At 59.3% G+C, this 23,054-nt stretch carries 23 protein-coding genes; 13 read left to right on the top strand and 10 right to left on the bottom strand.

The window, feature by feature from the left end; genetic code table 11:
* Nucleotides 1-3: 3 nt before the first annotated feature.
* Nucleotides 4-1,008: a helix-turn-helix domain-containing protein gene (locus I9182_RS12520; RefSeq protein ID WP_209505155.1), complete on the bottom strand. Its 1,005-nt coding sequence runs from the start codon at nucleotides 1,006-1,008 to the stop codon at nucleotides 4-6.
* 250 nt (nucleotides 1,009-1,258) lie between these two features.
* On the opposite strand from I9182_RS12520, the gene I9182_RS12515 reads away from it, so the two are divergent.
* The 4 genes from I9182_RS12515 to I9182_RS12500 are packed head-to-tail and all read left to right on the top strand — an operon-like array spanning nucleotide 1,259 to nucleotide 6,097.
* Nucleotides 1,259-2,206, top strand: a complete 948-nt coding sequence (locus tag I9182_RS12515; RefSeq protein ID WP_209598468.1) for an ABC transporter permease — start codon at nucleotides 1,259-1,261, stop codon at nucleotides 2,204-2,206.
* The gene (locus I9182_RS12510; protein WP_209505153.1) at nucleotides 2,203-3,018 is read left to right on the top strand and encodes an ABC transporter permease; all 816 of its coding nucleotides are present in this window, start codon (nucleotides 2,203-2,205) and stop codon (nucleotides 3,016-3,018) included. The genes I9182_RS12515 and I9182_RS12510 overlap by 4 nt, the downstream gene beginning before the upstream one ends.
* A complete protein-coding gene (locus I9182_RS12505) occupies nucleotides 3,015-4,613 on the top strand; it encodes a dipeptide ABC transporter ATP-binding protein (protein ID WP_209505152.1) in 1,599 nt (532 codons plus the stop codon). Before I9182_RS12510 ends, I9182_RS12505 begins: the two co-directional genes overlap by 4 nt.
* Before the next feature lie 32 nt (nucleotides 4,614-4,645).
* Complete coding sequence (locus I9182_RS12500) at nucleotides 4,646-6,097, top strand: aldehyde dehydrogenase family protein (RefSeq protein WP_209598467.1); 1,452 nt, start codon at nucleotides 4,646-4,648, stop codon at nucleotides 6,095-6,097.
* Nucleotides 6,098-6,113: 16 nt separating this feature from the next.
* Here the strand turns inward: I9182_RS12500 and I9182_RS12495 are convergent, their stop codons facing one another.
* Together I9182_RS12495 and pncB are read right to left on the bottom strand one after the other, a co-directional pair.
* Nucleotides 6,114-7,274: a hypothetical protein gene (locus I9182_RS12495; protein ID WP_209598466.1), complete on the bottom strand. Its 1,161-nt coding sequence runs from the start codon at nucleotides 7,272-7,274 to the stop codon at nucleotides 6,114-6,116.
* Between the two features lie 87 nt (nucleotides 7,275-7,361).
* The gene (gene pncB / locus I9182_RS12490; protein WP_209598465.1) at nucleotides 7,362-8,654 is read right to left on the bottom strand and encodes a nicotinate phosphoribosyltransferase; all 1,293 of its coding nucleotides are present in this window, start codon (nucleotides 8,652-8,654) and stop codon (nucleotides 7,362-7,364) included.
* 164 nt (nucleotides 8,655-8,818) lie between these two features.
* On the opposite strand from pncB, the gene I9182_RS12485 reads away from it, so the two are divergent.
* Nucleotides 8,819-9,352, top strand: a complete 534-nt coding sequence (locus I9182_RS12485; RefSeq protein WP_209598464.1) for a hypothetical protein — start codon at nucleotides 8,819-8,821, stop codon at nucleotides 9,350-9,352.
* On the opposite strand, the gene pncA is transcribed toward I9182_RS12485, so the two are convergent.
* Entirely contained in the window at nucleotides 9,349-9,942 is a 594-nt protein-coding gene (gene pncA, locus I9182_RS12480) for a bifunctional nicotinamidase/pyrazinamidase (protein ID WP_209598463.1), read from the bottom strand. The genes I9182_RS12485 and pncA overlap by 4 nt on opposite strands.
* Before the next feature lie 97 nt (nucleotides 9,943-10,039).
* Here pncA and I9182_RS12475 point away from each other — a divergent pair, with 97 nt between their 5' ends.
* Both I9182_RS12475 and I9182_RS12470 read left to right on the top strand, forming a co-directional pair.
* Nucleotides 10,040-10,945 (top strand): rhodanese-related sulfurtransferase, encoded by a 906-nt coding sequence (locus I9182_RS12475; RefSeq protein ID WP_209598462.1) that lies wholly within the window; start codon nucleotides 10,040-10,042, stop codon nucleotides 10,943-10,945.
* A 65-nt stretch (nucleotides 10,946-11,010) separates the two neighbouring features.
* Nucleotides 11,011-11,523, top strand: a complete 513-nt coding sequence (locus I9182_RS12470; protein ID WP_209598461.1) for a potassium channel family protein — start codon at nucleotides 11,011-11,013, stop codon at nucleotides 11,521-11,523.
* Nucleotides 11,524-11,526: 3 nt separating this feature from the next.
* On the opposite strand, the gene I9182_RS12465 is transcribed toward I9182_RS12470, so the two are convergent.
* On the bottom strand, nucleotides 11,527-11,856 hold the full coding sequence (locus I9182_RS12465; protein ID WP_209505144.1) for a hypothetical protein: 330 nt from the start codon (nucleotides 11,854-11,856) through the stop codon (nucleotides 11,527-11,529).
* 187 nt (nucleotides 11,857-12,043) lie between these two features.
* On the opposite strand from I9182_RS12465, the gene betB reads away from it, so the two are divergent.
* Both betB and I9182_RS12455 read left to right on the top strand, forming a co-directional pair.
* The gene (gene betB, locus I9182_RS12460; RefSeq protein WP_209598460.1) at nucleotides 12,044-13,498 is read left to right on the top strand and encodes a betaine-aldehyde dehydrogenase; all 1,455 of its coding nucleotides are present in this window, start codon (nucleotides 12,044-12,046) and stop codon (nucleotides 13,496-13,498) included.
* A 119-nt stretch (nucleotides 13,499-13,617) separates the two neighbouring features.
* Entirely contained in the window at nucleotides 13,618-14,985 is a 1,368-nt protein-coding gene (locus I9182_RS12455; protein ID WP_209598459.1) for an MmgE/PrpD family protein, read from the top strand.
* 58 nt (nucleotides 14,986-15,043) lie between these two features.
* Here I9182_RS12455 and I9182_RS12450 read toward each other — a convergent pair whose 3' ends face one another.
* From I9182_RS12450 to I9182_RS12430, 5 genes are read right to left on the bottom strand one after another with little or no spacing between them, the layout of a single operon-like run.
* Nucleotides 15,044-17,191 (bottom strand): hypothetical protein, encoded by a 2,148-nt coding sequence (locus I9182_RS12450; protein ID WP_209598458.1) that lies wholly within the window; start codon nucleotides 17,189-17,191, stop codon nucleotides 15,044-15,046.
* Nucleotides 17,188-18,057, bottom strand: a complete 870-nt coding sequence (gene motA / locus I9182_RS12445) for a flagellar motor stator protein MotA (protein ID WP_209505140.1) — start codon at nucleotides 18,055-18,057, stop codon at nucleotides 17,188-17,190. The genes I9182_RS12450 and motA overlap by 4 nt, the downstream gene beginning before the upstream one ends.
* Nucleotides 18,058-18,104: 47 nt before the next feature.
* Nucleotides 18,105-18,689 (bottom strand): hypothetical protein, encoded by a 585-nt coding sequence (locus I9182_RS12440; RefSeq protein WP_209598457.1) that lies wholly within the window; start codon nucleotides 18,687-18,689, stop codon nucleotides 18,105-18,107.
* The gene (locus tag I9182_RS12435) at nucleotides 18,686-19,168 is read right to left on the bottom strand and encodes a DUF6468 domain-containing protein (protein WP_209598456.1); all 483 of its coding nucleotides are present in this window, start codon (nucleotides 19,166-19,168) and stop codon (nucleotides 18,686-18,688) included. The genes I9182_RS12440 and I9182_RS12435 overlap by 4 nt, the downstream gene beginning before the upstream one ends.
* A 9-nt stretch (nucleotides 19,169-19,177) precedes the next feature.
* Nucleotides 19,178-19,675 carry a flagellar basal body-associated FliL family protein gene (locus I9182_RS12430; RefSeq protein WP_209598455.1) on the bottom strand — a complete coding sequence of 166 codons (498 nt, stop codon included), beginning with the start codon at nucleotides 19,673-19,675 and terminating at the stop codon, nucleotides 19,178-19,180.
* Between the two features lie 118 nt (nucleotides 19,676-19,793).
* Between I9182_RS12430 and fliF the strand changes: the two genes are divergently transcribed.
* The 4 genes from fliF to fliP are packed head-to-tail and all read left to right on the top strand — an operon-like array spanning nucleotide 19,794 to nucleotide 22,984.
* On the top strand, nucleotides 19,794-21,377 hold the full coding sequence (gene fliF / locus I9182_RS12425; protein ID WP_209598454.1) for a flagellar basal-body MS-ring/collar protein FliF: 1,584 nt from the start codon (nucleotides 19,794-19,796) through the stop codon (nucleotides 21,375-21,377).
* Complete coding sequence (locus I9182_RS12420; protein WP_209598453.1) at nucleotides 21,377-21,973, top strand: ABC transporter ATP-binding protein; 597 nt, start codon at nucleotides 21,377-21,379, stop codon at nucleotides 21,971-21,973. The genes fliF and I9182_RS12420 overlap by 1 nt, the downstream gene beginning before the upstream one ends.
* Nucleotides 21,966-22,253, top strand: coding sequence for a FliM/FliN family flagellar motor C-terminal domain-containing protein (locus tag I9182_RS12415; protein ID WP_209598452.1), 288 nt, complete (start codon nucleotides 21,966-21,968; stop codon nucleotides 22,251-22,253). Before I9182_RS12420 ends, I9182_RS12415 begins: the two co-directional genes overlap by 8 nt.
* Entirely contained in the window at nucleotides 22,253-22,984 is a 732-nt protein-coding gene (gene fliP, locus I9182_RS12410; RefSeq protein WP_209598451.1) for a flagellar type III secretion system pore protein FliP, read from the top strand. Before I9182_RS12415 ends, fliP begins: the two co-directional genes overlap by 1 nt.
* Nucleotides 22,985-23,054: the final 70 nt, after the last annotated feature.

Genomic DNA, 23,054 nt, shown 5'->3' with positions numbered 1-23,054 from the left:
AGATCAGCTTGAGGGCAGCGGGGCGTTGTCCTCGACCCGAAACCGGTTGATCCGTCGCCGGTCTTCGCTGGGGCTTAAACCAAAGGCGGACCGGTAGTGTGTCACCAACGGCGTGACCGAGCTGTATCCGATGGCCGCAGCAATGTCGGCAATAGGGTCTTTGGTATAGACAACCATCTGACGGGCCGCCTTCATCCGCATGGAGCGGAAATAATGGCTGGGGCTTTGCCCCGTGGCCTGTTTGAAGGCGCGCTCGACCTGGCGGGGTGTGACGCCCGTTTGATCCGCTATGTCCGCGATCGAGATCGGATTGCCGATACGGCTTGCGAACAGGTCGACACATCGCGCCACAAGCGGCGGCAGCTTTTCACCCGTGGCAGGTTTGCTTGCACTGGGCACCTGTTGCTGAACACCTTCCCCTCGCATCATCGGATGCTGGAACCAGCAGGCCACCTCATGCGCGACTTCGCCGCCCAACCGGTCCTGAATCAGATGCAGGGCCAGATCAAACGCGGCCGCCGCCCCGGCCGCTGTATACCGCGTGGCATCCGACACGATCACTTCGCGCCTTGCATCGATCTGTGGAAACTCGGCCAGAAACGCGGCTTCGTAACACCAGTGCACCGATACCGGATGGCCGGTCATGACTCCCGACCGCACGAGCGGGAAAACGCCGCCGCTGATACCGCCCAGAATAGTCCCGTGCCGTGACAAAGCCCGCAACGCACCATTCCCCTGGGCCGGGTTTCTGAAGCCCGAGGTCGGACTGCTGAGCAGGAACAGAATATCAATCGGCTGGCAGTCAGCGAGGTTGCGTTCAGCCTCGAAACGCACTTGAGCGCTGGAGCGAACTTTTCCCCCGTTTTCCGCCACAAGAGACCAGCGAAATGCCTCTTGCCCGGCGATCTCATTTGCGGCGCGCAGCGGTTCGATGACCGAGGTCAGGCAAGCCATCGGAAAGCCATCGAACAGCAGAAACCCGATCTCAATTCTATTTTCTGTCAGCATGAGCGCTACACTATCAGTAAATCCTGGTTCGGCCCGGATTGGTCCTTGGCCGCTCTGGCCTGCGGAACCGGTTCGAACAAGTGTAGCAAAACACGGAACGCGCGAAATCGAAAAACGCGCAACAAACTTGGTGTAAATCGGGGTCAGGGCCCGCATTCGGATTGAAAGGCTGAAAGGGAAAAAGGTTTTGCAGGTCTGCCGGTGACGTAGATGCTGGACCCGTGACGGCTGAGACCCTAACGTGGCCTCAATGCTTCGCTATACCCTTAAACGACTGATCTCATTGCTTGTCAGCCTTGCCGTCGCCTCGATGGTTATCTTCGCCGTGATCGAGGTCGCGCCGGGGGACCCGGCATCGTTCATGTTGGGTGTCAACGCGCAGGAAGATACGCTGGCCGCGCTGCGGGCTGAACTGGGTTTGGATGGGTCAAGGATACAGCGGTATTTCAATTGGGTCGGGGGGATGGTTGCCGGGGATTTTGGAACCTCTTACACCTATCGCACACCGGTGTCGCAGATGATTGCAGACCGGCTGTGGGTATCGCTGCCCTTGGCTTTGTATGCGCTCACGCTGTCCACGCTGATTGCCTTCCCCGCCGGGATCTATGCCGCTGCGCGCCGGGGCAAGCCCGGGGATCTGGCGGTGATGGGGGCGACACAGCTTGGTATCGCGGTGCCGAATTTCTGGTTCGCGATGATGCTGGTGCTGATCTTCGCCATTAACCTGCGCTGGTTCAATGCCGGTGGGTTTGTTGGCTGGGGTGAGGGTCTTTGGGCAGGGCTGCGCTCGCTGACCTTGCCCGCCGTTGCGCTGGCCCTTCCTCAGGCCGCGATCCTGGCCCGCGTCATGCGATCCGCGCTGCTGGACATTCTGGGTGAGGATTTCATGCGCACCGCGCGGGCCAAGGGATTGTCACGTCGTCAGGCCCTGTGGCGGCACGGGGTGCGGAACGCGCTGATCCCGGTGCTGACGATCATCGGCTTGCAGTTTTCCTTCCTGCTGGCCGGGTCGATCATCATCGAACAGGTGTTTTACCTGCCCGGCCTCGGGCGGTTGGTGTTTCAGGCCATTTCGGCCCGCGATCTGATAGTGGTTGAATCGGTGGTGATGCTGCTGGTCTTTGCCGTCATTACCGTGAATTTTCTGGTGGATCTGGCCTACGCAGCCGTTGACCCAAGGCTAAGGAGCAGGTCATGAGCCGCAACCTGATCCTTGGCGCCGCGCTGTCGTCGCTGGTGGTGCTGGCGGCGCTGATCTCGTTTGTCTGGACACCCTACGACAATGCCGCGCTGGATATCCCCAACAAGCTTCAGGCGCCCGATGCACTGCACTGGTTCGGGACGGATCACTTCGGTCGGGACATGTTCTCGATGATCATGGTCGGAGCGCGCACTTCGATTGCGGTCGCGCTGGTGGCCGTGGGGATCGGCATGGCGCTGGGCGTACCCCTTGGCCTGACAGCCGCTGCACGCAAAGGGTCGTGGCTGGATGAGGTGATCATGCGTGGCAACGATCTGGTCTTTGCCTTTCCCTCACTGGTCATCGCCATTCTGATCACGGCAGTGTTTGGTGCCGGGGCCATCAACGCGATCATTGCGATCGGTATTTTCAACATCCCCGTCTTTGCCCGCATCACCCGCGGGGCCGCATTGTCGCTGTGGGAGCGCGAGTTCATCCTTGCCGCACGTGTGTCGGGCAAAGGTGCCGCACGGATATCAGCCGAACACATCCTGCCCAATGTCGCCAACCTGCTGATCGTTCAGGGCACCATCCAGTTTTCACTGGGTATTCTGGCCGAGGCGGGCCTGTCCTATGTCGGTCTGGGCGCACAGCCGCCGACGCCCAGTTGGGGCCGGATGCTGGCAGACGCGCAGACAATGGTCAGTTTTGCCCCGCATTTGGCTCTGATTCCGGGCCTTGCCATCATTGTCACCGTGCTGGGTTTGAACCTGCTTGGTGACGGTCTGCGCGACTGGCTGGACCCAAGGATCAGGGTGGCGCGGGCATGATGTTGCTGCAAGTCGGAAACCTGTCCCTGTCGATCCACGGGGTGCCGATCCTGAAACGGGTGAACCTGTCCATCGACCCGGGCCAAATCGTGGCGGTGACAGGTGAAAGCGGGTCGGGCAAGTCCATGACGGCGCTGGCTGTGATGCAGCTTCTGCCAAACGGGGCAACGGCAGAAGGCGCAATCCGACTGGACGGCGCAAACCTGCTGACCCAATCCGAGGCCGAGATGTGCGCCTTGCGTGGCGCGTCCATCGGGATGGTATTTCAGGAACCGATGACGGCGCTCAACCCGGTGAAAACCATCGGCGATCAGGTGATGGAGACCATCCTGATCCACAAGGCGATGCCTCCTGCTCAGGCCCGGACCCGCGCTGCCGAGGTGCTGACGCGGGTTGGACTGCCGCCCGACAGGTTTCCTCTGTCGCGCTATCCGCATGAGCTGTCGGGCGGGCAGCGTCAGCGTGTCGTCATCGCAATGGCCATCGCATTGCGTCCCAGGCTTTTGATCGCGGATGAGCCGACCACGGCGCTGGATGTCACCACGCAGGCGCAGATCCTTGATCTGCTGAAAGGGCTGGTTCGCGAATATGATATGGGCCTGCTGATGATCACCCATGATCTGGCTGTGGTCTCGGACATGGCCGATCAGATTGTCGTCATGCGTCACGGCGAGGTCGTCGAAAGTGGCGCGACGCGAAACCTGTTTCGAGATATGCAGCACCCTTATACCCGCATGTTGTTCGAAGCTTCGGGTCATCAGGTCACTCTGCCTGAACCTACACAGCAACGCCCGCTTCTGGAGGTTTCGCAGGTCGTCCGGGATTACCGCCTTCCCCGCAAAGGTCTGCTGGACGCGCCGGGCCACCACCGCGCGGTAGATGGTGTCAGCTTTACCCTCAACCGAGGGGAGCGTTTGGGGCTGGTGGGCGAGTCAGGTTGTGGAAAATCGACCCTAACACGGGCTATTCTAGGGTTGGAAGATATCCAATCCGGTCAGATTATGCTGGATGGTCAGCCGGTTTTCACCGGCCACAGGCCCAACCTTGCGGTGCGTCGCAAGATGCAGGTCGTGTTTCAGGATCCCTATGGCAGCTTCAATCCCCGCCACCGTGTCGCGCGCCTGATCACTGAACCTTTTCACCTGTTGGAAACGCCACCAAAGGGTTCCGAACGCCAGGACCGGATCGCAGAGATGCTGACGGCAGTGGGCCTCGGCCCTGATGATGCGGGCAAATACATTCACGAGTTTTCGGGCGGGCAACGCCAGCGGATTGCCATTGCCCGCGCTCTGATCATTCAGCCGGAACTGATCCTGTTTGATGAGGCGGTCTCAGCCCTCGACGTATCGGTGCGCGCCCAAATCCTCGATCTGCTTGCCGAACTCTGCGAGGCTTATGATCTGACTTACCTGTTCATCAGCCACGACCTGAGTGTGGTTCGCACCATCACCGATCATGTTCTGGTGATGCAGTCTGGGCGAATTGTCGAACAAGGCAGGACTGAACAGGTATTCTCGGACCCGCAGCATTCCTACACGCAAACCCTGATCGCCGCCGCGCCCCAACTGCCTGAAATCGGGAAGCTATCGGCGTAAAACTACTTATTAGAGCCTGAATGGAGGCCAAAATGACCCAACCACTCTGGTTTGATCCCACCCTGTGCCTGATCGGTGGAAACTGGACGCCTGCGGCATCGGGCGACTCATTGCCTTTGACCAACCCGTCAGACGGAACCGAGATTTGCCGGATCCCGCGCGGCTCGGGCGCGGATATTGACGCGGCGGTCGCCGCCGCCAGAACTGCGTTAAAGGGCGACTGGGGGCGCAAGACGGCCTTGGAGCGTGGGCGCATCCTGACCCGGCTGGGCCAGCTGGTGCTGGAGCGCGTGGACGATCTGGCGCGGCTTGAGGCGATGGATGTCGGCAAACCGCTGACACAGGCCCGCGCCGATGCCATCGCGCTGGCGCGCTATTGTGAGTTCTACGGGGGTGCAGCGGACAAGGTGATGGGTGAGACCATTCCCTATCTCGATGGCTACACCGTCTATACACTGCGCGAACCGCATGGGGTGACAGGCCACATCGTGCCGTGGAATTATCCGATGCAGATTATCGGGCGCTCGGTCGGGGCCGCGCTGGCCATGCGCAACGCCTGCGTTCTGAAACCGGCGGAAGAGGCCTGTCTGACCGCGCTGGCCTTTGCCCATCTTGCGCAACAGGCCGGGCTGCCGGCAGGTGCACTGAATGTTGTGCCCGGTCTGGGGGCCGAGGCGGGTGCGGCTCTGTCAGGGCATCCGGGGGTCAACCATATTTCGTTCACTGGTTCGGTGGCCACGGGTGCATTGGTTCAGCAGGCCGCAGGGCGAAACGTTGTGCCGGTGACGCTGGAACTGGGCGGAAAATCCCCGCAGTTGGTGTTTGACGATGCCGATCTGGATGCCGCCCTGCCGTTTCTGGTGAATGCGGGCATTCAGAACGCGGGGCAGACCTGCTCGGCCTCCTCCCGCATTCTGGTACAGCGCGGTGTCTATGATCAGGTCAAATCCCGCATGGCCGAGGCCTATGAACAGCTCAGCGTTGGACCCGCGATGCAGGATCTTCGCGTCGGACCGCTGATCTCGGACCGGCAAAAGCAGATCGTAAACAGCTTTCTGGACAAAGGCGCCGATCTGATCATTGCGGCGGAAGGGACGATCGCAAAGGATGCGCCGGAAACCGGGGCTTATGTCCGGCCCACCTTGTTCGCGGACGTGCCACCGGATCACCCGCTCGCCCGCGATGAAATCTTCGGTCCCGTTCAGGTTCTGATCCCGTTCGACACCGAAGAACAGGCTCTAACTATAGCCAATAGCACCGACTATGGCCTGGTCGCCAGTGTCTGGACACGCGACGGTGCGCGGCAGATGCGGTTGGCGAAAACGCTGCACTCAGGTCAGGTTTTCATCAATAACTACGGTGCAGGCGGCGGTGTTGAACTGCCGTTTGGTGGGGTAGGAAAATCCGGCCACGGCCGCGAAAAAGGGTTCGAAGCTTTGTACGGCTTTTCACAGTTGAAGACAGTTGCCGCGTTTCACGGATAGCACTTACCCAGGCAAGTCAGATCAGCTTTGTTTCCAACGCGTGATTGCCCCAAATCTGCGATGTTCGCGTGGCAGAATGCCCACTGAACCAACCTCCGACCACCTCGTCGGCAACGTTGGCACTGGCGGGGAACTTTTGTTTCCCGCCGTCTGCCAGGATCACGAAGTCAAACCAGACCCGAACAGAATACGGCACATTGATCCGGCCAGAATTCAGGTTGTACTTATGCCAGTGTACCGGGCAGCTTAAGAAAACAACTTTGTTGAAATGTGCCCCCATCTCGGCCGCTTTCATGACGACATTGCAGCCGTGGCTGTGGGCAACCACATCACAGCCGTGATAAACCTCGAGATCTATCCAGTTTTTCAAGTGTTTGGCAGCAATATGGCGACCGCGATCAGACCATCTGCCCTCCCATTCATAGTAGTTCTGCCCTGAATAGATGTCGTTACGATGCGGCTTGATGTAATTGTGCAGATCTCCGACATGGGGATAGTACCATGTGGGGTCAGGATTGACTTCGAAGTGAGTGCCATGAACAAGAAGCAACCCCGGGACACCGGTTGTTTGTTGCGCCGGCACCGGTGGAACACTCGAAATCGACGGGTCGGAAATCAGAGCGGACGACAATACAGCAAGCAAATCTTGCGAGAGCGGATCCAATTGCGCCCAACGTGCCGTAAACACACCAAGCCAAAGGCGTGGTGAAAAGGATTCTGGCGAATACAGTTTGAGGCACGAACTCAGCGCAGCAAGAGCAACAATTGAATCAGGGGCCGCCAGTCCAATCTTCAAAGCAGCGCCGATGTGTTCGGCGTTCGGCTGTTCTTCTGCTGCTCGGATCGCCTCGAACAAATGTTGGTAATACCCCTCAGGCTCTGGCGAAGTAAGCAGGTCAACGGGCCGTAGGTCTCCGGGGTCATCAAAGAAACGCATGTATTCGCGGGCGGACATTTGGCGGTCGTCAATTGGTCGGAATCCGAGCATGACAAGCTGTTTGGACAAAACAGCATCGTCGGTTTCTTCCAAACCGCGGCCCAACAGGAAAAGGTCGCTGTCATCGCCTTCGGCTCGCAGAAACTGCGCGCGGGATATCAGGTATGCAGCGTAGGAAAAAAGTGAAAGCTCATCCCGGGATCCGCCGGTATCGTAGAAGTTCTTTGGTTCAAAAATCATTGCATCTCAACCTTAATGCTCAATGGGAATGCTACCCAAACTAACATCAGGTGAGTTGCTGACAAATGATGAATGCGCCGCCGTGGTTCAGACGATCACTTCGATCGCCTTTTGCGTTCCGACATCAAACACCCGCTTGTAGCGTTCGATCTGGTCCTTCGGGCCCATCGCCTTTTCCGGGTTGTCCGACAGCTTTACCGTCGGGCGTCCATTGGCGGATACGGCTTTGCAGACCAATGAGAACGGCGCCAGCGCGTCATTTGGAACCAGACCGCGGAAATCGTTGGTCAGCAAGGTACCCCAGCCAAAGGATACTTTGGTGCGGTCAGCAAACTGCGCATGCAATTCCTGGATTTTGTCCACGTCCAACCCGTCCGAGAAAATGATCCGTTTCTGGGTCGGGTCTTCACCGCGTGCGTTCCACCAGTCGATGGCCACCTCGGCCGCAGCAGCCGGATCACCGCTGTCGATGCGAATACCGGTCCAGCCCGCTAGCCAGTCGGGTGCGTTGTCCAGAAACCCCTTGGTACCGTAAGTATCGGGCAAGATGATGCGCAGGTTGCCGTCATGTTCGTCATGCCAGTCGCTGAGAACGTCATATGGGGCCTGCGCCAGCGCTTCATCTGTATCCGCCAACGCGGAATAGACCATCGGCAGCTCATGCGCGTTGGTGCCGATGGCCTCAACCTCACGCCGCATCGCGATCAGACAGTTCGAGGTTCCGGTAAACGCGGGGCCCAGCCCTTCGATCATCGCCTGCACACACCAGTCCTGCCACAGGAAGGAATGCCGTCGTCGTGTGCCGAAATCAGCGATCCCCAGACCGTTGATCGTGCTCAGCTTTTCGATCTTTTCCCACACGCGGGTCATCGCGCGGGCATATAGCACCTGTAGCGCAAACCGGCGCATGTCGTTCAGCACCGCACGCGAGCGCAGTTCCATCAGCACCGCCAGCGCCGGAATTTCCCACAACATGACCTCGTGCCATTTGCCTTCAAAGGTCAGCTCATACTGATCGCCTTTGCGTTCAAGGTGGTAGGGCGGCAGGCGCATATTCTCGAACCATTCCATGAAATCGGAACGGAACATCTGGCGTTTTCCATAGAACATGTTGCCCCGCAGCCAGGTGCTTTCCCCTCGGCTGAGACTAAGCGTGCGGATATGATCCAGCTGTTCCCGCAGCTCGCCTTCGTCGATCAAACGGGCCAAAGGCACGTGATTCGACCGGTTGATCAGGGAAAACACCACGTTTGTTTGGGGCTTGTTTCGAAACACTGACTGGCACATCAGCAGTTTGTAGAAGTCTGTGTCGATTAAAGACCGGACAATCGGGTCAATCTTCCATTTGTGATTGTAGACACGGGTCGCGATGTCGACCATGGGGAACTCCTGCGATTTCCGTAGTTAGATCAATCGACAACGGGAATGGCAAGAGTCGCTGATTTGGTGACAATGCCAGCATGACGTCACAATACGGGCATATTGTGCATTGTTTTCGCCGGTTAGTGAGAGAAGGGGATGGAAAGACGAAACTGAGTTTGTGAATGGGTCTCGAGTACGATTTTGATATTGTTAATGTAGCACTGAACGAAATTGACCCGGAAAAGCTGGGGTCAGACTCTGATGTGGAACGCCAGGTGTGTGCGGTGTTTCGCGACATCAGAACAGCCGATGCGCTACGGGGAACATCGCCGAAAATCCGCAAGATTTTCCTGGATGCGGGGTTCAGCCTCGAGTCGCGGAACAGCGGCATCGTGCCCGGTGTGTTTCCGGCCGAAGATCAGGTGGACCGGGTCAGGATTCTGCGTTCTCTGTTTGAGAACATAAAATCGCGCGGCGTTCAGGGGGAGTATTGCGGTGAGTTCAACCTGTGGGACTTTCTGCATTACATACGGATGGCGCAGCCCATGGCCGGGATCGTGCGTACGCGTCAGGTGCGCAAACCGCCGCCACCGCCACAGCAGCCCGTTTCGGCACGTCGGCGTTCTATTTCGGGGCGTATCGGGTTGGCGTTTGGGCTGGCCGTTGTTTTGTTTGTGACGATCAAACTGCTGGCTGCTGCCGGGGCGACACCTTAGGCCAGCGTAACACCGGCATCGCGCATGGCCTGCTCGGCGGCAGCCAGTGATCCGTCCATGTCAATCGCGCGGCAGGCATCCATACGGACTGTGACATCGAATCCCAACCGGGCAGCGTCTACAGCCGAATAGTGAACGCAGAAATCGGTCGCCAATCCAACCAGTGTCAAACGGGTGATACCTCGGGTCTCAAGATAGCCTTTCAGGCCTGTTGGCGTCTGATGGTCATTTTCGAAAAACGCAGAGTAACTGTCGATGCCACTGCGGAACCCCTTGCGCAGGATCAAATCACCATCGGTGCGCAGTTCTGGGTGAAACGCAGCACCCTTTGAGTCCTGAACGCAATGGTCCGGCCACAGCACCTGCGGGCCATAAGGCATGTCGATCAACTCGAACGGGCTTTTGCCATTGTGCGAGCTGGCAAAGGAAGAATGCCCCGCCGGATGCCAGTCCTGCGTCAGGATCACGGCGTCAAACTCCTCCATCATGGCATTGATCGGCGCGACGATTTCATCTCCTCCGGCCACTGCCAAGGCACCGCCGGGGCAAAAGTCGTTCTGGACATCGATGACAAGCAGGGCATGGGTCATGGCGGCCTCCGTATAACTGCCTTATCGGTAGGGGGCCGGGGGCGGGGCGTCAATGCAATCCCTTGCGACTCCGGGTTTGCGGGGGTAGATCGCGCATATGTACATGATCGCTGCCCTCTATCACTTTACCCGATTCCCGGACCCCGTCGCGCTGCGCGAACCGTTGCTTGATCTGTGTCGCGCGCAGTCCGTCACGGGAACGCTGTTGCTGGCGCAGGAAGGCATCAATGGCACCATCGCAGGCCCACGCGCCGGGATCGATGCGGTTCTTGCGCATATCCGGGCTCTGCCCGGTTGCTCGGACCTGGAGTGGAAAGAGGCGTCCTCAGACCATCCGCCTTTCGGCAAGATGAAAGTACGGCTGAAGAAAGAGATCGTGACCATGGGTCAGCCCGATGTCGATCCGCGCGCCCGTGTCGGCAACTATGTCGATCCGCAGGACTGGAACGATCTGATCCGTTCGGATGATGTCGTGGTGATCGACACCCGCAATGACTACGAAGTGGCGATCGGCACGTTTGAAGGCGCAATAGACCCTGAAACAGCCAGTTTCCGCGAATTTCCGGCCTGGTGGGAGGCGAACAAGGACCGCTTTCACAACAAACGCGTTGCCATGTTCTGCACCGGCGGTATCCGGTGCGAGAAGTCCACCAATTACCTGCTAGGACAGGGGGTCGAGGATGTCTATCACCTCAAAGGCGGCATCCTGCGCTATCTTGAAGAGATGCCATCCGAAGACAGCTCGTGGCAGGGTGACTGCTTTGTGTTCGACAATCGTGTCTCGGTAGGGCACGGCCTTGTTGAAGGACCGCACAAGCTGTGCCATGGCTGCCGTCGCCCGATCCTGCCCGAAGATATGAAACGCCCCGAATATGAACATGGCGTGTCCTGTCACCAATGCATCGACGAGACATCCGAGGCCGACAAGATGCGCTTTCGTGAACGGCAAAAGCAAATAGTGCTTGCGCGCAAGCGGGGCGAGTCGCATTTGCGGCAGGACTGAAAGCGGGTTGCAGGCCCTTGCTTTAGGTCGGATGATCACCGTCAGACTAGGCTGAGAGGGCGTTCATGCACCGCAAACCCAAAACTCTGGAAGAATGGAAATCGACCCTGATTGCTGCATTGGGGCTGGTTCTGACAAGTTTTCTTGCCTGGTTCGGGCTATCGCGTCTTAACGAAACCGCTGCGGGTGACATGATCGGAACATTCGCGTCGATTGGCCTGCTGATCTGGCTGGTGTCGCAATCCTGGTACTACATGACGCAGGTGAAATCGCCGCGACGGCTTTTGTTCCTGATGGGCGTGTCATTCATCCAGGTCGTCCCGTTCCTGTTTGCCGCCGTTTACGGAGCTTTTGGGTACAACGATAATTGTGTGGTCGGGGCGCAGGGTCCGGGGGATGTCCTGTATTTTTCATATGTCACCTTCACCACAGTCGGATATGGCGACATGTCCCCGACCGGCCTGTGCCGCGGGCTTGCCGTGTCCGAGGCTGTGACCGGTTACATTCTGCTGGGTATGTTTGTTGCGGCTGCGGTTGCGCTTTATACCCGCAATCACGCACCAGAAGACCCTAAATAAGGGTTATCTGTTGTGATCGATCCAGCGGGACATCATTTTCTTGTCCCGAAAACACTCGGACGGGATCGGGCGGCGCTTGCTGCGTGAGATCCGTTCGGCGAACGCCACCTGCTTGCCCGTCGGGTAATTGTCGAACTGCGAGGTGTCGCGCGGTTCGTGGGCGGAAATCCAGTCGGACAATAACCGCCTGTCGCGCTGCGCCTCGACCGGAATCTCAAGCGCTGATTTCTCGGCAATGGCGCGTGCATATCGCATCTGCCGGTCTGTTACCGGAAGCAGATGGTAGTCGTTGTTTGGCCCGTTCAGTGCCACGTGGCGCATGTGCTGGGTCATCGGTTTGTCCTCTGACTATGTGGAACATACATAGAACATTAACCAAAAATTTCAAGGTCTGTGAGCGATGGCAGGCGTTATCTTGCCGCTCGGATGATTTTATTGACTGGCCAGTCAATAACCTTTAGGGCCGATTCCAAACGACCATATGTCCCGTCCGGACGGGGTCGAGCGAAAAGGACACGGTATGAAGTTTCAGCCCAAGGCCAGCCATTTCATCGACGGCGCCTATGTCGAGGATACCGATGGCGCGGCCATTGACGTGATCTACCCCGCTACCGGCGAGGTGATTGCCCGCCTGCATTCGGCGACACCGGCGATTGTGGAAAAGGCTCTGAACAGCGCGAAAACGGCTCAGGCAGCCTGGGCCGCACTGACTGGAACGGAACGCGGCCGCATTCTGCGCCGCGCGGCCGACATCATGCGCGACCGCAATTATGACCTGTCGGTTCTGGAAACCCATGACACCGGCAAACCGATTCAGGAAACTACGGTGGCAGACGCCACATCGGGTGCGGACGCGCTGGAGTATTTCGGCGGGTTGGCCGCCTCTCTGACCGGCGAGCATATTCCGCTGGGCGGTGGCGATTTCGTCTACACCATCCGTCAGGCGCTGGGCGTTTGCGTCGGCATCGGGGCGTGGAACTATCCCACGCAGATTGCCTGCTGGAAAGGTGCCCCGGCGCTGGCCTGCGGCAACACGATGGTTTTCAAGCCCTCGGAAACGACGCCCCTTTCGGCTTTGAAAGTGGCCGAGATTCTGGCCGAGGCCGGCGCACCCAAAGGTGTCTACAACGTGATTCAGGGCTATGGCGACGTAGGGGCCGCGCTGGTCACTGATCCGCGTGTGGCCAAGGTCTCGCTGACCGGATCGGTGCCGACAGGCCGCAAGGTTTATGCCGCGGCAGCTGACGGTATGAAGCACGTGACCATGGAACTGGGCGGCAAATCTCCGATGATCGTCTTTGACGATGCCGACATCGAAAACGCGGTGTCCGGCGCGATCCTTGGCAACTTCTATTCATCGGGCCAGGTCTGTTCCAACGGTACCCGCGTCTTTGTGCAAAAAGGGATCAAGGATGCCTTCCTGAAACGCCTGTCCGAACGTCTGGCCAACGCCAAAATCGGCGATCCGATGGACGAGGACGTCAGCTTTGGTCCGATGGTCAGCGAAAACCAGTTGAACATCGCGCTGAGCTACGTCGACAAAGCCAGGGCCGAGGGCGCAAGGCTGGTCTTTGGCGGCAACCGGATCGAAGGCGGCGGTTTCTACATGCAGCCAACCGTTTTTGCTGATGTGACCGATGACATGACCATCGCGCGCGAGGAAATCTTTGGCCCCGTCATGTCGGTGCTGGATTTCGACACGGAATCCGAGGTCATGGCCCGTGCCAATGACACCGAATTTGGTCTGGCCGCAGGCGTCTTCACCAATGACCTGACCCGCGCGCACCGTGTTGTGGCCGGATTCGAGGCGGGAACCTGTTATATCAACACCTATAACCTTGCCCCGGTCGAAGCCCCGTTCGGCGGATCGAAAATGTCGGGTGTCGGACGCGAGAATTCGAAGCTGGCGATCAACCATTTTTCGGAAATGAAAACGGTCTACGTTTCCATGAATGACGTCGAAGCCCCTTACTAGGGTCGCTTCTTCGTTCGTTTTCCTCTGTTCCCGACATTTGGCGTCGGGAACAGAGTACAAGCCCGCCCTTACCTGTGGCTGACTTTCCTGTACCGGCCCCGCCCGACAGGAGAGCTCTCATGGCGCATAACCCGCAGACAAATACATTTTCCAGGGTTGCCGATTTCACGCTGACCCGCGCGGCCTCGGACATGCCTGAAAGCGCACTAGAGGCTGCGGCGCTGATGATGCTCGACACGATGGGGGTCCTGATCGCATCCGGCCCGATGCAGGCAGGCGTGATCGCGCGGGACACGGCGGCGTTGCTTTATGCCAGTACCGATCCTTCATATGGCGCACGGATGTTGTTCGATGGCCGCACCGTCAGCATGGCGGGTGCCGCTTACGCTGCCGCCACGCAAACCGACAATCTGGACGGTCACGACGGATATAACCCCACCAAGGGCCATATCGGGGTGGTCGTGTTGCCAGCGCTGGCCGCACTGGCCGAACATTGCCCGAATCTGACCGGACCCGAGGCTTTGGCGGCGGTCGTTGCCGGGTACGAGGTGGCCGGGCGCGCGGGCCTGTCGCTGCACGCAAGTGTCAGCGACTACCACACTTCCGGTGCTTGGAACGCGCTGGGCGTGGTTGCGATGGCGGCGCGCCTGCGCGGATTATCTGCCGACCAGATGCGGCAGGCGATGGGGATCGCCGAATATCACGGTCCACGCAGTCAGATGATGCGCGAGATTGCCAACCCGACAATGCTGCATGACGGGTCGGGCTGGGGCGCGATGGTAGGGCTTTCCGCCGCTGTTCTGGCCGAACGCGGCTTTACCGGTGCGCCCGCCATCACCATCGAGGCGGAAGAGGTCACACCCTACTGGAATGATCTGGGCACCTTTTGGCAGGTCGAACATCAATACGTGAAACCCTATCCGATCTGTCGCTGGGCCCATGCCGCGATTGATGGTGTGCGCGCTGTCATGATCGCGCATGACCTGACAAGCGCGCAGATCGAAGCGTTGCATATCAACAGCTTTCATCAGGCGGCCTGCCTTTTTGCGGGGCTGCCCGAAACAACCTCGCAAGCGCAGTATTCCCTGCCATTTGCCGTGGCAGTTCAGGCTGTTTACGGGCGCATCGGCGTTGAACATATCTCAGGGTCTGGCCTGTCTGATCCTGCGGTCGCCAATCTGATGTCCCGTATCACGGTCGCGGAAAGCGAACACCACAGCGTCCGGTTTCCCGAAGGGCGCTGGGCAGACGTCACGATCAGGACAACGGATGGCCGCGTTCTGAAATCCGGGGACATACATGCCCGTGGCGGCCCCGAGGCCCCCATGACGCGGGACGATGTCATCGCCAAGTATACGCAGTTTGCGGCCCCCGTGCTTGGACAGGATCGTGCCGACCGCATCCGTCAAGTGATACTTGGCTGGCCGGACAAAAGCGCGCGGTATGCAGACCTGACACCGCTGATTTTTGATCCGCCAGAACCGTGAACCGCGCCCCGTCCCGCCTGCATCGATCCGTGCAACTGGTCTGGTCGGCTGGGAAACCTTACTCCCCCCTGACCGTGTTCAGCATTTCGACGATCCTCTGACGCGTTGCCTGACTGTCCTCCAGCAGGCTTCCCGCATCCGCCAGCGGCTTGCCTGACACGCGAACCGGCGGGGCCAAAAGGGCCTCCGCAGTTTGGTTGAGGATTGCGTATTTTCCGTCAGAGGGCCCAGATCTTTCCCCCGGCAACCCGGCTAGCCATAAGTATCGGTTCGCCTCGTCCTGTTGCCCGCGGCTCTGCGTGAGTTCGGCCACCGCAGCATAGTTCTGCACCTTGTCCAACGCCTGCGCCCGCAGGACGAGCGCCTCGTCCGAGGTATCATTGGCCAGCTCAAGCATGGCCTGTTGCGGGCGGTCCGACAGCAACGCCGCGCGGGCGCGCAGACGGGCACGCTCTGACCGCCGGGCCTGATCTTCAGGCCTGTTTGTCAGCGCAACGGCCCGGTCGGCAAAGCCAAGCACGGACAGGCGTTCGGCCAGTGCAATCGCGGTATCCGTGGATAGCGCCGCCATGTGACCCGACTGCTGCACCAGCGTAACCTGACGCAAAAAGGTAAGGTCGTCTGATCGCTCCGCCAGCAATTGCAGGTGGCGATTGATGGCGCTGTTGCTGTCCGGGCCGTCTGGCAAAGATTGGATCACATCGATTGCGCTGTCGAAATCCTGGCTCAGACCCAGAGCAATCGCATAGGTGCGGTTCATCATCGGGCCCAGATCGGATCGCCGGAATTCGATCGCGTAAGACGCGGCCAGTTCAAGTTCCTTGGAGGACACGGTCTTGCGGTCGAACCACCGCTTTTCCACCAGCCGCGCCAAAGCCACCGGCGCTTCACTCTTGGCCCCGGCCGAGGTCGTAACCTTGGTCAGCAGCGCCTCTTCAAGGGCGCTGTCGCCTTCAGCTTCGGCGACGCCAGCCCGGGCCAGCGTGGCGTTCGGGGACGGATTCTGTTCAACCCGGTCGACCGAACGCATGATCCTGCGCGCGGCCTCCAGTTCCTGCGCGTTTGTCAGGATGTCCGAAAGCCGCGCGCCAAGGTGGCGGCGAAGATGCTCAGGCAGCTTTGCAAAGCTGTGTTCGATGGCTTCAAGAGGTGCGTCAGGTGCCAGTTGACCTTCGGACAGCACGGCCCAAAGTGCGACGTCGCTGTTGCACCGTTGCTGACCCCTGAACGGATTTGGCTCCTGTGCTGGCCGCTCATCCACCAGCCGTGCAATCCCTTCAACACGGCCAATCTCATCCGGTGGGGTGTTCAATAACTGCAAAACCTTCAGCGCCTCGGCCCCAAAGCCGTGATAGGCATAGAGCTTTGCCAGTTTCAGCGCACTTTCCGCGTCAAGACGGTCGAACTCTTTGTACAGGGCGGTGCGCAAGGCGGACACCTGCTCTGGAAACGGGCGCGTCCCGGGCCATGTCGTGAACCCCAGTTCAGCCGTCGAGATACAAACCGGGTTGTTGTCGATCTGCTGCAAACCAGAGTTCAGAATGTCCTGCAGATCATCCAGAACCGAGGTCACGCGGATGTTCGACGTCAATCCGGGTAACAGCGTCACGGCCTCGGACGAGGCAGAACGGCGCGGTCCGACAGGTGCAAGATTCAGGTCCAGCAGCTCACGATCCGCCCCTTGCACCAGACGGGTCGACAACTGATCCCTGATCCCTTGTGTCTTCCCGGTCAAAAGCGGAAGGTCCAGCTGGGAAAGAAGCTTGTGTTCCGGGGGGGCAGGTTTCGGCGCTGCCGGATTTTTTCGGGTCGGCGGAGGGATTTCCGCAAGCAAGGGCGGCAGGGCTATTGCTGGCGCAATGTCCAGAACGATCATCGAGCTTCGAAACAGGAACGCCGACGCCGTGCAGTCGCACCCGAATTCCAGCTCAAGTGCACCACCGGGTTGCGTCTGCGACAGCGCGGCCAGCCGATCTGATGTCAACCGCCCGAACACCGAACCCGTCCGAAATGTGACACCCTTCAGGTCAATTGCCAGCTTGGCGCCGTTCTTGCGTTGGCTCAGAACCCAGCCCGTATCCGGTGGAACGGAGAAAACCAGCCGGGTGTAGCCCTCATGTTCACCGGACCGCACAGTCACCTCTTCAGAGGTTGCGGCCGTTGCAAGCGTGATCAATGCTGCAACCAGTATCCCGATTTGCCTCATGCTGCGGCCCGTTTAAGCTCTTTCAACGCATCCTCAAGCTCGGAGAAACCGGGGCGGTTATGCGTTGGTGTGTTCTGGCGTCCGACCTCAATGCACATGGCGGCATTGTGATTGTGCAGGTTTGCAACCAGAACTTCCTTGATCAGCTGATAGAAGTGGTTGTCTTCCTCGACCACGGATTTCAGCTTGGCCGCAAAGGGACCAACCAGACCGTAGGCCAGAAAGACACCCAGAAAAGTACCCACAAGGGCACCGCCGATCAGTTTGCCCAGAACTTCCGGTGGCTGATCAATGGACCCCATTGTCTTGATTACCCCCAGAACGGCGGCGACAATTCCAAGCGCGGGCAGGCCATCGGCCACGGTTTGCAAGGCGTGGCTCGAATGCAGGGCGTGGTGGAAATTCGCCTCCATCCGCTTTTCCAGAACCTCTTCGACCTGATGCGGATCGTCGTAATTCATTGCTGCCGATCGCATCGTGTCGCAAATCAGATCAACCGCTTCCTTGTCGGCTTGAATTCTGGGGTAGGACGAAAACAGGTCAGAACTGCCGGGGTCTTCGATATGCTGTTCCACCTCTACCGGATTGGCGCGGGCAATGCGGATGAGGGAAAACAGCAGACACAACAGGTCGCGGTAATCCTCGGGCTTCCATTTCGGGCCTTTAAAGACCTTCCCCATGTCCTTGATCGTGTGTTTCACGCCACCGATGTCGTTGCTGATCAAAAAGGCACCAACCGCGGCACCACCGATCATCATCATTTCAAACGGAAGCGATTTCAGAATGATGGTCATCTTGCCGCCAGCGGCCAGATAGCCGCCGAAGACCATCACGAAAATGACGACAATTCCAACAATTCCAATCATCTGAGATCTCCGGCTATGTGTGTTGCAACCGCGGCAAAAACTGGCGGCTATTCCTGCGGGGCCGAGGCGTTTCGGCCCGCCATGACAACGCTGATCGTATAGGCCGCTTCGGGGCTGAGCCCCGCCAGAACCCCGGCTGCCGCATCCGGTGACATGCGTGACAGAAACCCGGCGGCAAAGGTTGGGTCCATGGTTTCGAACAGCGCGGCCGCATCCTTCGGCTTCATGTTCTGATAGACATCGGTCAGGCGCGTCAGGTCGTGTTCCGCCGCCCTGTCCGCCAGCGCCAGAGTGGTGCGCAACGACTCCTCGGCCTCCTCAAGCGCGGCCATGCGCATCTCGATAGCCTGACCCGCGATTTTCAGAGCGTTTTCCCGCTCGCGCAGCATGTCTTCCTTTTGTTTGACACGTTCTTCCCGGCGCAGAAGCTCGGTCAGCAGAACCTGCATGTCACGGGTGTCGGACGGGGCGGGTTCATCGTGTTCCGCTTCAGGTTTCGCAGGTTTGGCAAAGGCGGGTCCGGCTTCCAGCCCGATGCGGATGGCAGCCGAGCCGATCATCAGCAATGAGATCACGGCAAGTACACCTCCGCGGGGCCGTGCGTTGGGAGTGTTGATCCGCGGACGGCTCATGCCTGCGCCTCGCCTTGCTTGCGGTCATGCCGGAAGAACATCAGCCCCTCAGGTACGCGTGTCTGTTCTTCGGGCGCAGCAGCTTCGTTGGCCTGCGGCTTTGGTTTGTCTTCGTGCTTCTCGTCCTCCGGCACTTCGGCGGTGGTGTTTGTCGCGGAAACCTCTGCCTCGGGTTGGGGATCAGTGTCTTTTTCAGGCACAACGTCATGCATTGACGCCATCATGAGTTCCAGCCGCTGTGCCACCGTTTCGGCACGCCCCGTCAGCGCCCTAAGCTGATCGCCCGACTGATCAGAGGCATTGCGCGCATCATCTAGTGATCTCCGCAGCTCTTCCGCCTGGGTCGACAGCACCGCCACCGCGCCGCCTACGCCCTTTTCAAGATCGGCAAAACGTCTGAGACGGCGCGACAGCACAAAACAATACAGACCCGCACCCATAGCGCCGGCGACCAGCAAAATATCCGCAATCAGCTCCAATTTCGCCTCCTAGTTCAGAACAAATTCCATCACCAGCACGTCGCTCACGCGACCTTCGCCAACGACAATCTCGATGCGGCGCAGCAGGTGGCCCCGGATGCGCATCAACGCCAGTGAATCCTCAAGATCCTTCAATTCGACGGCCCGCAGATACCCGTTCAGGACATCCATGATTCGCGGTCGCATTTTTTCCACGTCAGTCATGTACGGGGCGTTAACCTCAAGCTGTGCGTGAAACTTCAGATGCCGCGCGCCGCCGGAATTCACCGAAACGATCACCGGCGGCAAATCGATAAAGGCAACATCCGCCAATGCCTTGGCCGGTTCATCCTTGTCCACGTCATGGCTTTCCGCTGTCTCGGCCTTGTTTCCCAGCGGCAGCAGCCCGGACGAGGTCAGGAAATACCCACCGGCGGCACCGGCGATGGCTAGAATCACACCGACGATCATTCCTTTTTTCCCCTTCTTTTCCGGGGTTTCCGCCTGTTCAGCCGTTGCGTCGGTCATGACGTCCTCATTCCTGTGATCTGCCCTGTCATAACCTTGCAGGGACTAACCGATTGTTAAGGGCAATCGTCCAAACAGAGGACGCGCCGGGCAGAATGTCGGCGAGTCGGAGGTGAGCGTGCAGCAGATCGGAACTGTCTGGGCAAGTTTGGACAGGCGTAAACAAATCGTCGTTGCCGGTGCGGTTGTGCTGGTGTTTCTGGGGATCCTCGGGATGTCGCGCCTTGCGACAGCGCCGTCGATGACCTTGCTTTACGCGGGTCTGGAAAGCGGTGCCGCCGGGGATATCGTGCGCGCGCTGGATCAGCGTGGCGTGACCTACGAGATTCGGGGCGGATCAATTTACGTCTCTGGCGCACAGCGGGACGAGTTGCGGATGACTTTGGCCAGCGAAGGTCTGCCGGCCAATGGCAACAAGGGCTATGAATTACTGGATTCGCTGAACGGCTTCGGCACCACATCCCAGATGTTTGATGCCGCCTACTGGCGCGCGAAAGAGGGGGAACTGGCGCGCACGATCGTGGGCAGCCCGCATGTCAGCCAGGCCCGCGTTCATATCGCCAATGGCTCTGCCAATCCGTTTCAGCGCAGCGTCGCACCGACGGCTTCGGTTTATCTGGTGCCCTCGGGGGGCGATATCACCGGTGATCAGGCCAAGGCCATCCGGTTTCTTGTCGCCTCGGCCGTTAGTGGTCTGTCGCCTGAAAGCGTGACTGTGATCGATTCGAACGGGTCCGTGATTGGCGGGCAGGACACCGCCGTGGCCGCTGACACGGCAGATGACAAGGCGCGGCAGCTGCGGGAACGGGTTCTGCGTCTGGTCGAAGCGCGTGTCGGTACGGGGAATGCGGTTGTCGAGGTCAGCGTCGATACCGAAACCAGGACAGAATCCCTGCGTCAGCGGCGCTTTGACCCCAAAAGCAGAGTGGCGATCAGCACAGATGTCGAGGAACGCTCCGACAGCGTGCGCAATCAGTCAGCTGATGTCACGGTGGCCTCAAACCTGCCCGACGGCGATGGCGCGGGGGGGGAGGAATCGAATTCGACCGGGACCCAGACACGCGAGCGGGTGAATTACGAGGTTTCCGAAACCGAGCTGGAGGTGCACACCGCCCCCGGTGCGATCAAACGCCTGACGGTTGCCGTTCTGGTTAACGGAACGCGGGCGGTGGATGCCGCGGGCGCTGAATCCTTCACGCCGCTGCCACAGACGGAACTCGACGCACTTGAGGAGCTGGTGGCCTCGGCTGTGGGATTTGACGCCGCGCGTGGGGACGTCATCACGCTGAAATCACTGGATTTACCGACGGTCGCGCCGCAAGGCACGCTGGTTTCCTCTTCGATTTGGCAAAACATCCATCTGGACGCCATGTCACTGATCCAGATGGCAGCGCTGGCGCTGGTGTCGCTGGTGCTGGCGTTGTTCGTGATCCGTCCAATCCTGATGAAACCCGCAATGGTCCCGGCGCTTTTGCCAGCCGCGGAGGGAGGGGCACCAGCCCCGTCGGCCCTGACCGGTGAAATTGCAGCGGATGGATCGGCAGAGTTCACGCCGCTGCCCCAACAAGGGACCGTTCCCGCGCTTGGGGTCAGTGCCACCGGGGATCCGGTTGATCGGTTGCGCGCAATGATTGGCGACAAGCAGGAAGAAACGGTCGAGATCCTTCGCAGCTGGCTTGAAGAAGGTGAGGAGCGCGTGTGATGTCCATCGCTCATCTGCTTGAGGATTTCACCACCCGGACCAACGCCGGAGCCGTTCTGTATCTGGACGAGGAAACGCTGGAAGAACAACGCCTTGCCGCGTTCGAAAGCGGGTACGATGCCGGTTGGGAGGATGCCGCGCAGGCGCAGGAACAGAACCGCGACCGTGTTTCGGCCGAACTGGCGGGATCGCTCGAGGATATGTCCTTCACCTGTCACGAGGCGCTTACCCGGATGACATTGTCTCTGGAACCGATGTTCGAAAGCCTGGTTCAGACCGTATTGCCTGACATGGTCGAACGCGGGCTGGCCGCCCGGATCGTCGAACAACTTTGCGAGATGGCGCGCGTCGAAATCGAACAACCGATGCAAATTATGGTGCCGGAAGGGTGCGCGCAAGCCGTGCAATCCCTGCTGCCGCAGACCCTGCACTCCGCACCGCGAGTCATCGAAGACCCTGGCCTGGCGCCTGGACAGGCGCGATTGCAGGTCGGCACAAGCCGGCGCGAGATTGATTGCGCGGCCCTGCTGTCCACCATTGCACAGGCATTTGACGCATACGTCTTTGAGGCAAGAAAGGCTTTGTCCAATGAATGACACCCAGTTCCCGAAAACCGAAAAACCCAATCCTTTCGAAACGGTTCCGATTGAAGTGACCGTTTCGGTTGGCCGCGCCCGCCCGTTGATCCGGGATTTGCTGAACATGGGTGAGAACGCGGTGCTGACCCTGGACAAGCGGATCGAGGACCCGGTCGACCTGTATGTCGGGGATCAGCTGGTGGCACGCGGGGTGCTTGAGGAGATGGATGGCGATCAGGCGGGGCAACTGGCCGTGCGCCTGACCGAGATTGCAGATCTGCAAAACGGAATCGGCTGATGCGCTATGTGATCTGGCTGGGTCTGGCTGTGGTGGTGACCTTGCCGTCAATGGCGGCAGCTCAGGATGTGACCCTGTCGCTGGGCGAAGGCGGTTCGATCTCGGCCCGCACCATCCAGTTGATCCTGTTGATCACGGTGCTCAGCGTTGCTTCGGGTCTGGCGATCATGATCACCTGTTTCCCGTTTCTGATCACCGTGCTGTCGATCCTGCGGCAGGGCGTTGGCCTGCAGCAATCACCGCCGAATATGCTTTTGGTCAGTCTTGCGCTGTTTCTGACCTATTTCATCATGGACCCGGTGTTCACCGAGGCCTGGACCGCGGGCATACGCCCGATGATGGAAGAAACCATGGCGGTTGAGCCCGCGCTGGAACGCGCGTTAGAGCCGTTTCGCGTCTTCATGGCCAACCGGCTGGATTCCGATACGTTTTACGCAATGGCGGCCCTGCGCCCCGGCGGTGACGCGATCGAACTGTCTGCCCAGGCCCCCTTATCGGTGTTGATGCCCTCTTTCATGCTGTCCGAGATCGCGCGTGCCTTTCAGATCGGGTTCCTGATCTTCCTGCCCTTTCTGATCATCGATCTTGTTGTTGCGGCGGTATTGATGTCGATGGGCATGATGATGGTGCCACCTGCCATCGTGTCTCTGCCGTTCAAGCTGGCGTTTTTCGTGATCGCTGACGGGTGGGCTTTGGTCGCAGGCGCGCTGGTGCGCAGCTACATGCCCTAGATTTGCCCAAGGGGACCCTCACGAAAAAGGGCCAGACAAGCCTGGCCCTTCAGAATTGCACAGAAAACGC

The sequence above is a fragment of the Ruegeria sp. HKCCSP351 genome (assembly GCF_017872535.1).
Classification (GTDB): domain Bacteria; phylum Pseudomonadota; class Alphaproteobacteria; order Rhodobacterales; family Rhodobacteraceae; genus Ruegeria.
Note: the sequence above shows the minus strand (reverse complement) of the source record. Positions and strands in the feature narration are given on the sequence as shown.

Excerpts from the sequence above, each read along its gene's own strand:
- I9182_RS12485 (WP_209598464.1), top strand. The coding sequence starts at position 8,819 with ATGGGTCTCGAGTACGATTTTGATATTGTTAATGTAGCACTGAACGAA.
- I9182_RS12420 (WP_209598453.1), top strand. The coding sequence starts at position 21,377 with ATGTCCATCGCTCATCTGCTTGAGGATTTCACCACCCGGACCAACGCC.
- I9182_RS12470 (WP_209598461.1), top strand. The coding sequence starts at position 11,011 with ATGCACCGCAAACCCAAAACTCTGGAAGAATGGAAATCGACCCTGATT.
- I9182_RS12500 (WP_209598467.1), top strand. The coding sequence starts at position 4,646 with ATGACCCAACCACTCTGGTTTGATCCCACCCTGTGCCTGATCGGTGGA.
- I9182_RS12510 (WP_209505153.1), top strand. The coding sequence starts at position 2,203 with ATGAGCCGCAACCTGATCCTTGGCGCCGCGCTGTCGTCGCTGGTGGTG.
- I9182_RS12455 (WP_209598459.1), top strand. The coding sequence starts at position 13,618 with ATGGCGCATAACCCGCAGACAAATACATTTTCCAGGGTTGCCGATTTC.
- pncB (WP_209598465.1), bottom strand. The coding sequence starts at position 8,654 with ATGGTCGACATCGCGACCCGTGTCTACAATCACAAATGGAAGATTGAC.
- betB (WP_209598460.1), top strand. The coding sequence starts at position 12,044 with ATGAAGTTTCAGCCCAAGGCCAGCCATTTCATCGACGGCGCCTATGTC.
- I9182_RS12430 (WP_209598455.1), bottom strand. The coding sequence starts at position 19,675 with ATGACCGACGCAACGGCTGAACAGGCGGAAACCCCGGAAAAGAAGGGG.
- I9182_RS12440 (WP_209598457.1), bottom strand. The coding sequence starts at position 18,689 with ATGAGCCGTCCGCGGATCAACACTCCCAACGCACGGCCCCGCGGAGGT.
- I9182_RS12505 (WP_209505152.1), top strand. The coding sequence starts at position 3,015 with ATGATGTTGCTGCAAGTCGGAAACCTGTCCCTGTCGATCCACGGGGTG.
- I9182_RS12515 (WP_209598468.1), top strand. The coding sequence starts at position 1,259 with ATGCTTCGCTATACCCTTAAACGACTGATCTCATTGCTTGTCAGCCTT.
- I9182_RS12450 (WP_209598458.1), bottom strand. The coding sequence starts at position 17,191 with ATGAGGCAAATCGGGATACTGGTTGCAGCATTGATCACGCTTGCAACG.
- pncA (WP_209598463.1), bottom strand. The coding sequence starts at position 9,942 with ATGACCCATGCCCTGCTTGTCATCGATGTCCAGAACGACTTTTGCCCC.
- I9182_RS12415 (WP_209598452.1), top strand. The coding sequence starts at position 21,966 with ATGAATGACACCCAGTTCCCGAAAACCGAAAAACCCAATCCTTTCGAA.
- I9182_RS12465 (WP_209505144.1), bottom strand. The coding sequence starts at position 11,856 with ATGACCCAGCACATGCGCCACGTGGCACTGAACGGGCCAAACAACGAC.
- I9182_RS12475 (WP_209598462.1), top strand. The coding sequence starts at position 10,040 with ATGTACATGATCGCTGCCCTCTATCACTTTACCCGATTCCCGGACCCC.
- I9182_RS12520 (WP_209505155.1), bottom strand. The coding sequence starts at position 1,008 with ATGCTGACAGAAAATAGAATTGAGATCGGGTTTCTGCTGTTCGATGGC.
- I9182_RS12495 (WP_209598466.1), bottom strand. The coding sequence starts at position 7,274 with ATGATTTTTGAACCAAAGAACTTCTACGATACCGGCGGATCCCGGGAT.
- motA (WP_209505140.1), bottom strand. The coding sequence starts at position 18,057 with ATGATTGGAATTGTTGGAATTGTCGTCATTTTCGTGATGGTCTTCGGC.
- fliP (WP_209598451.1), top strand. The coding sequence starts at position 22,253 with ATGCGCTATGTGATCTGGCTGGGTCTGGCTGTGGTGGTGACCTTGCCG.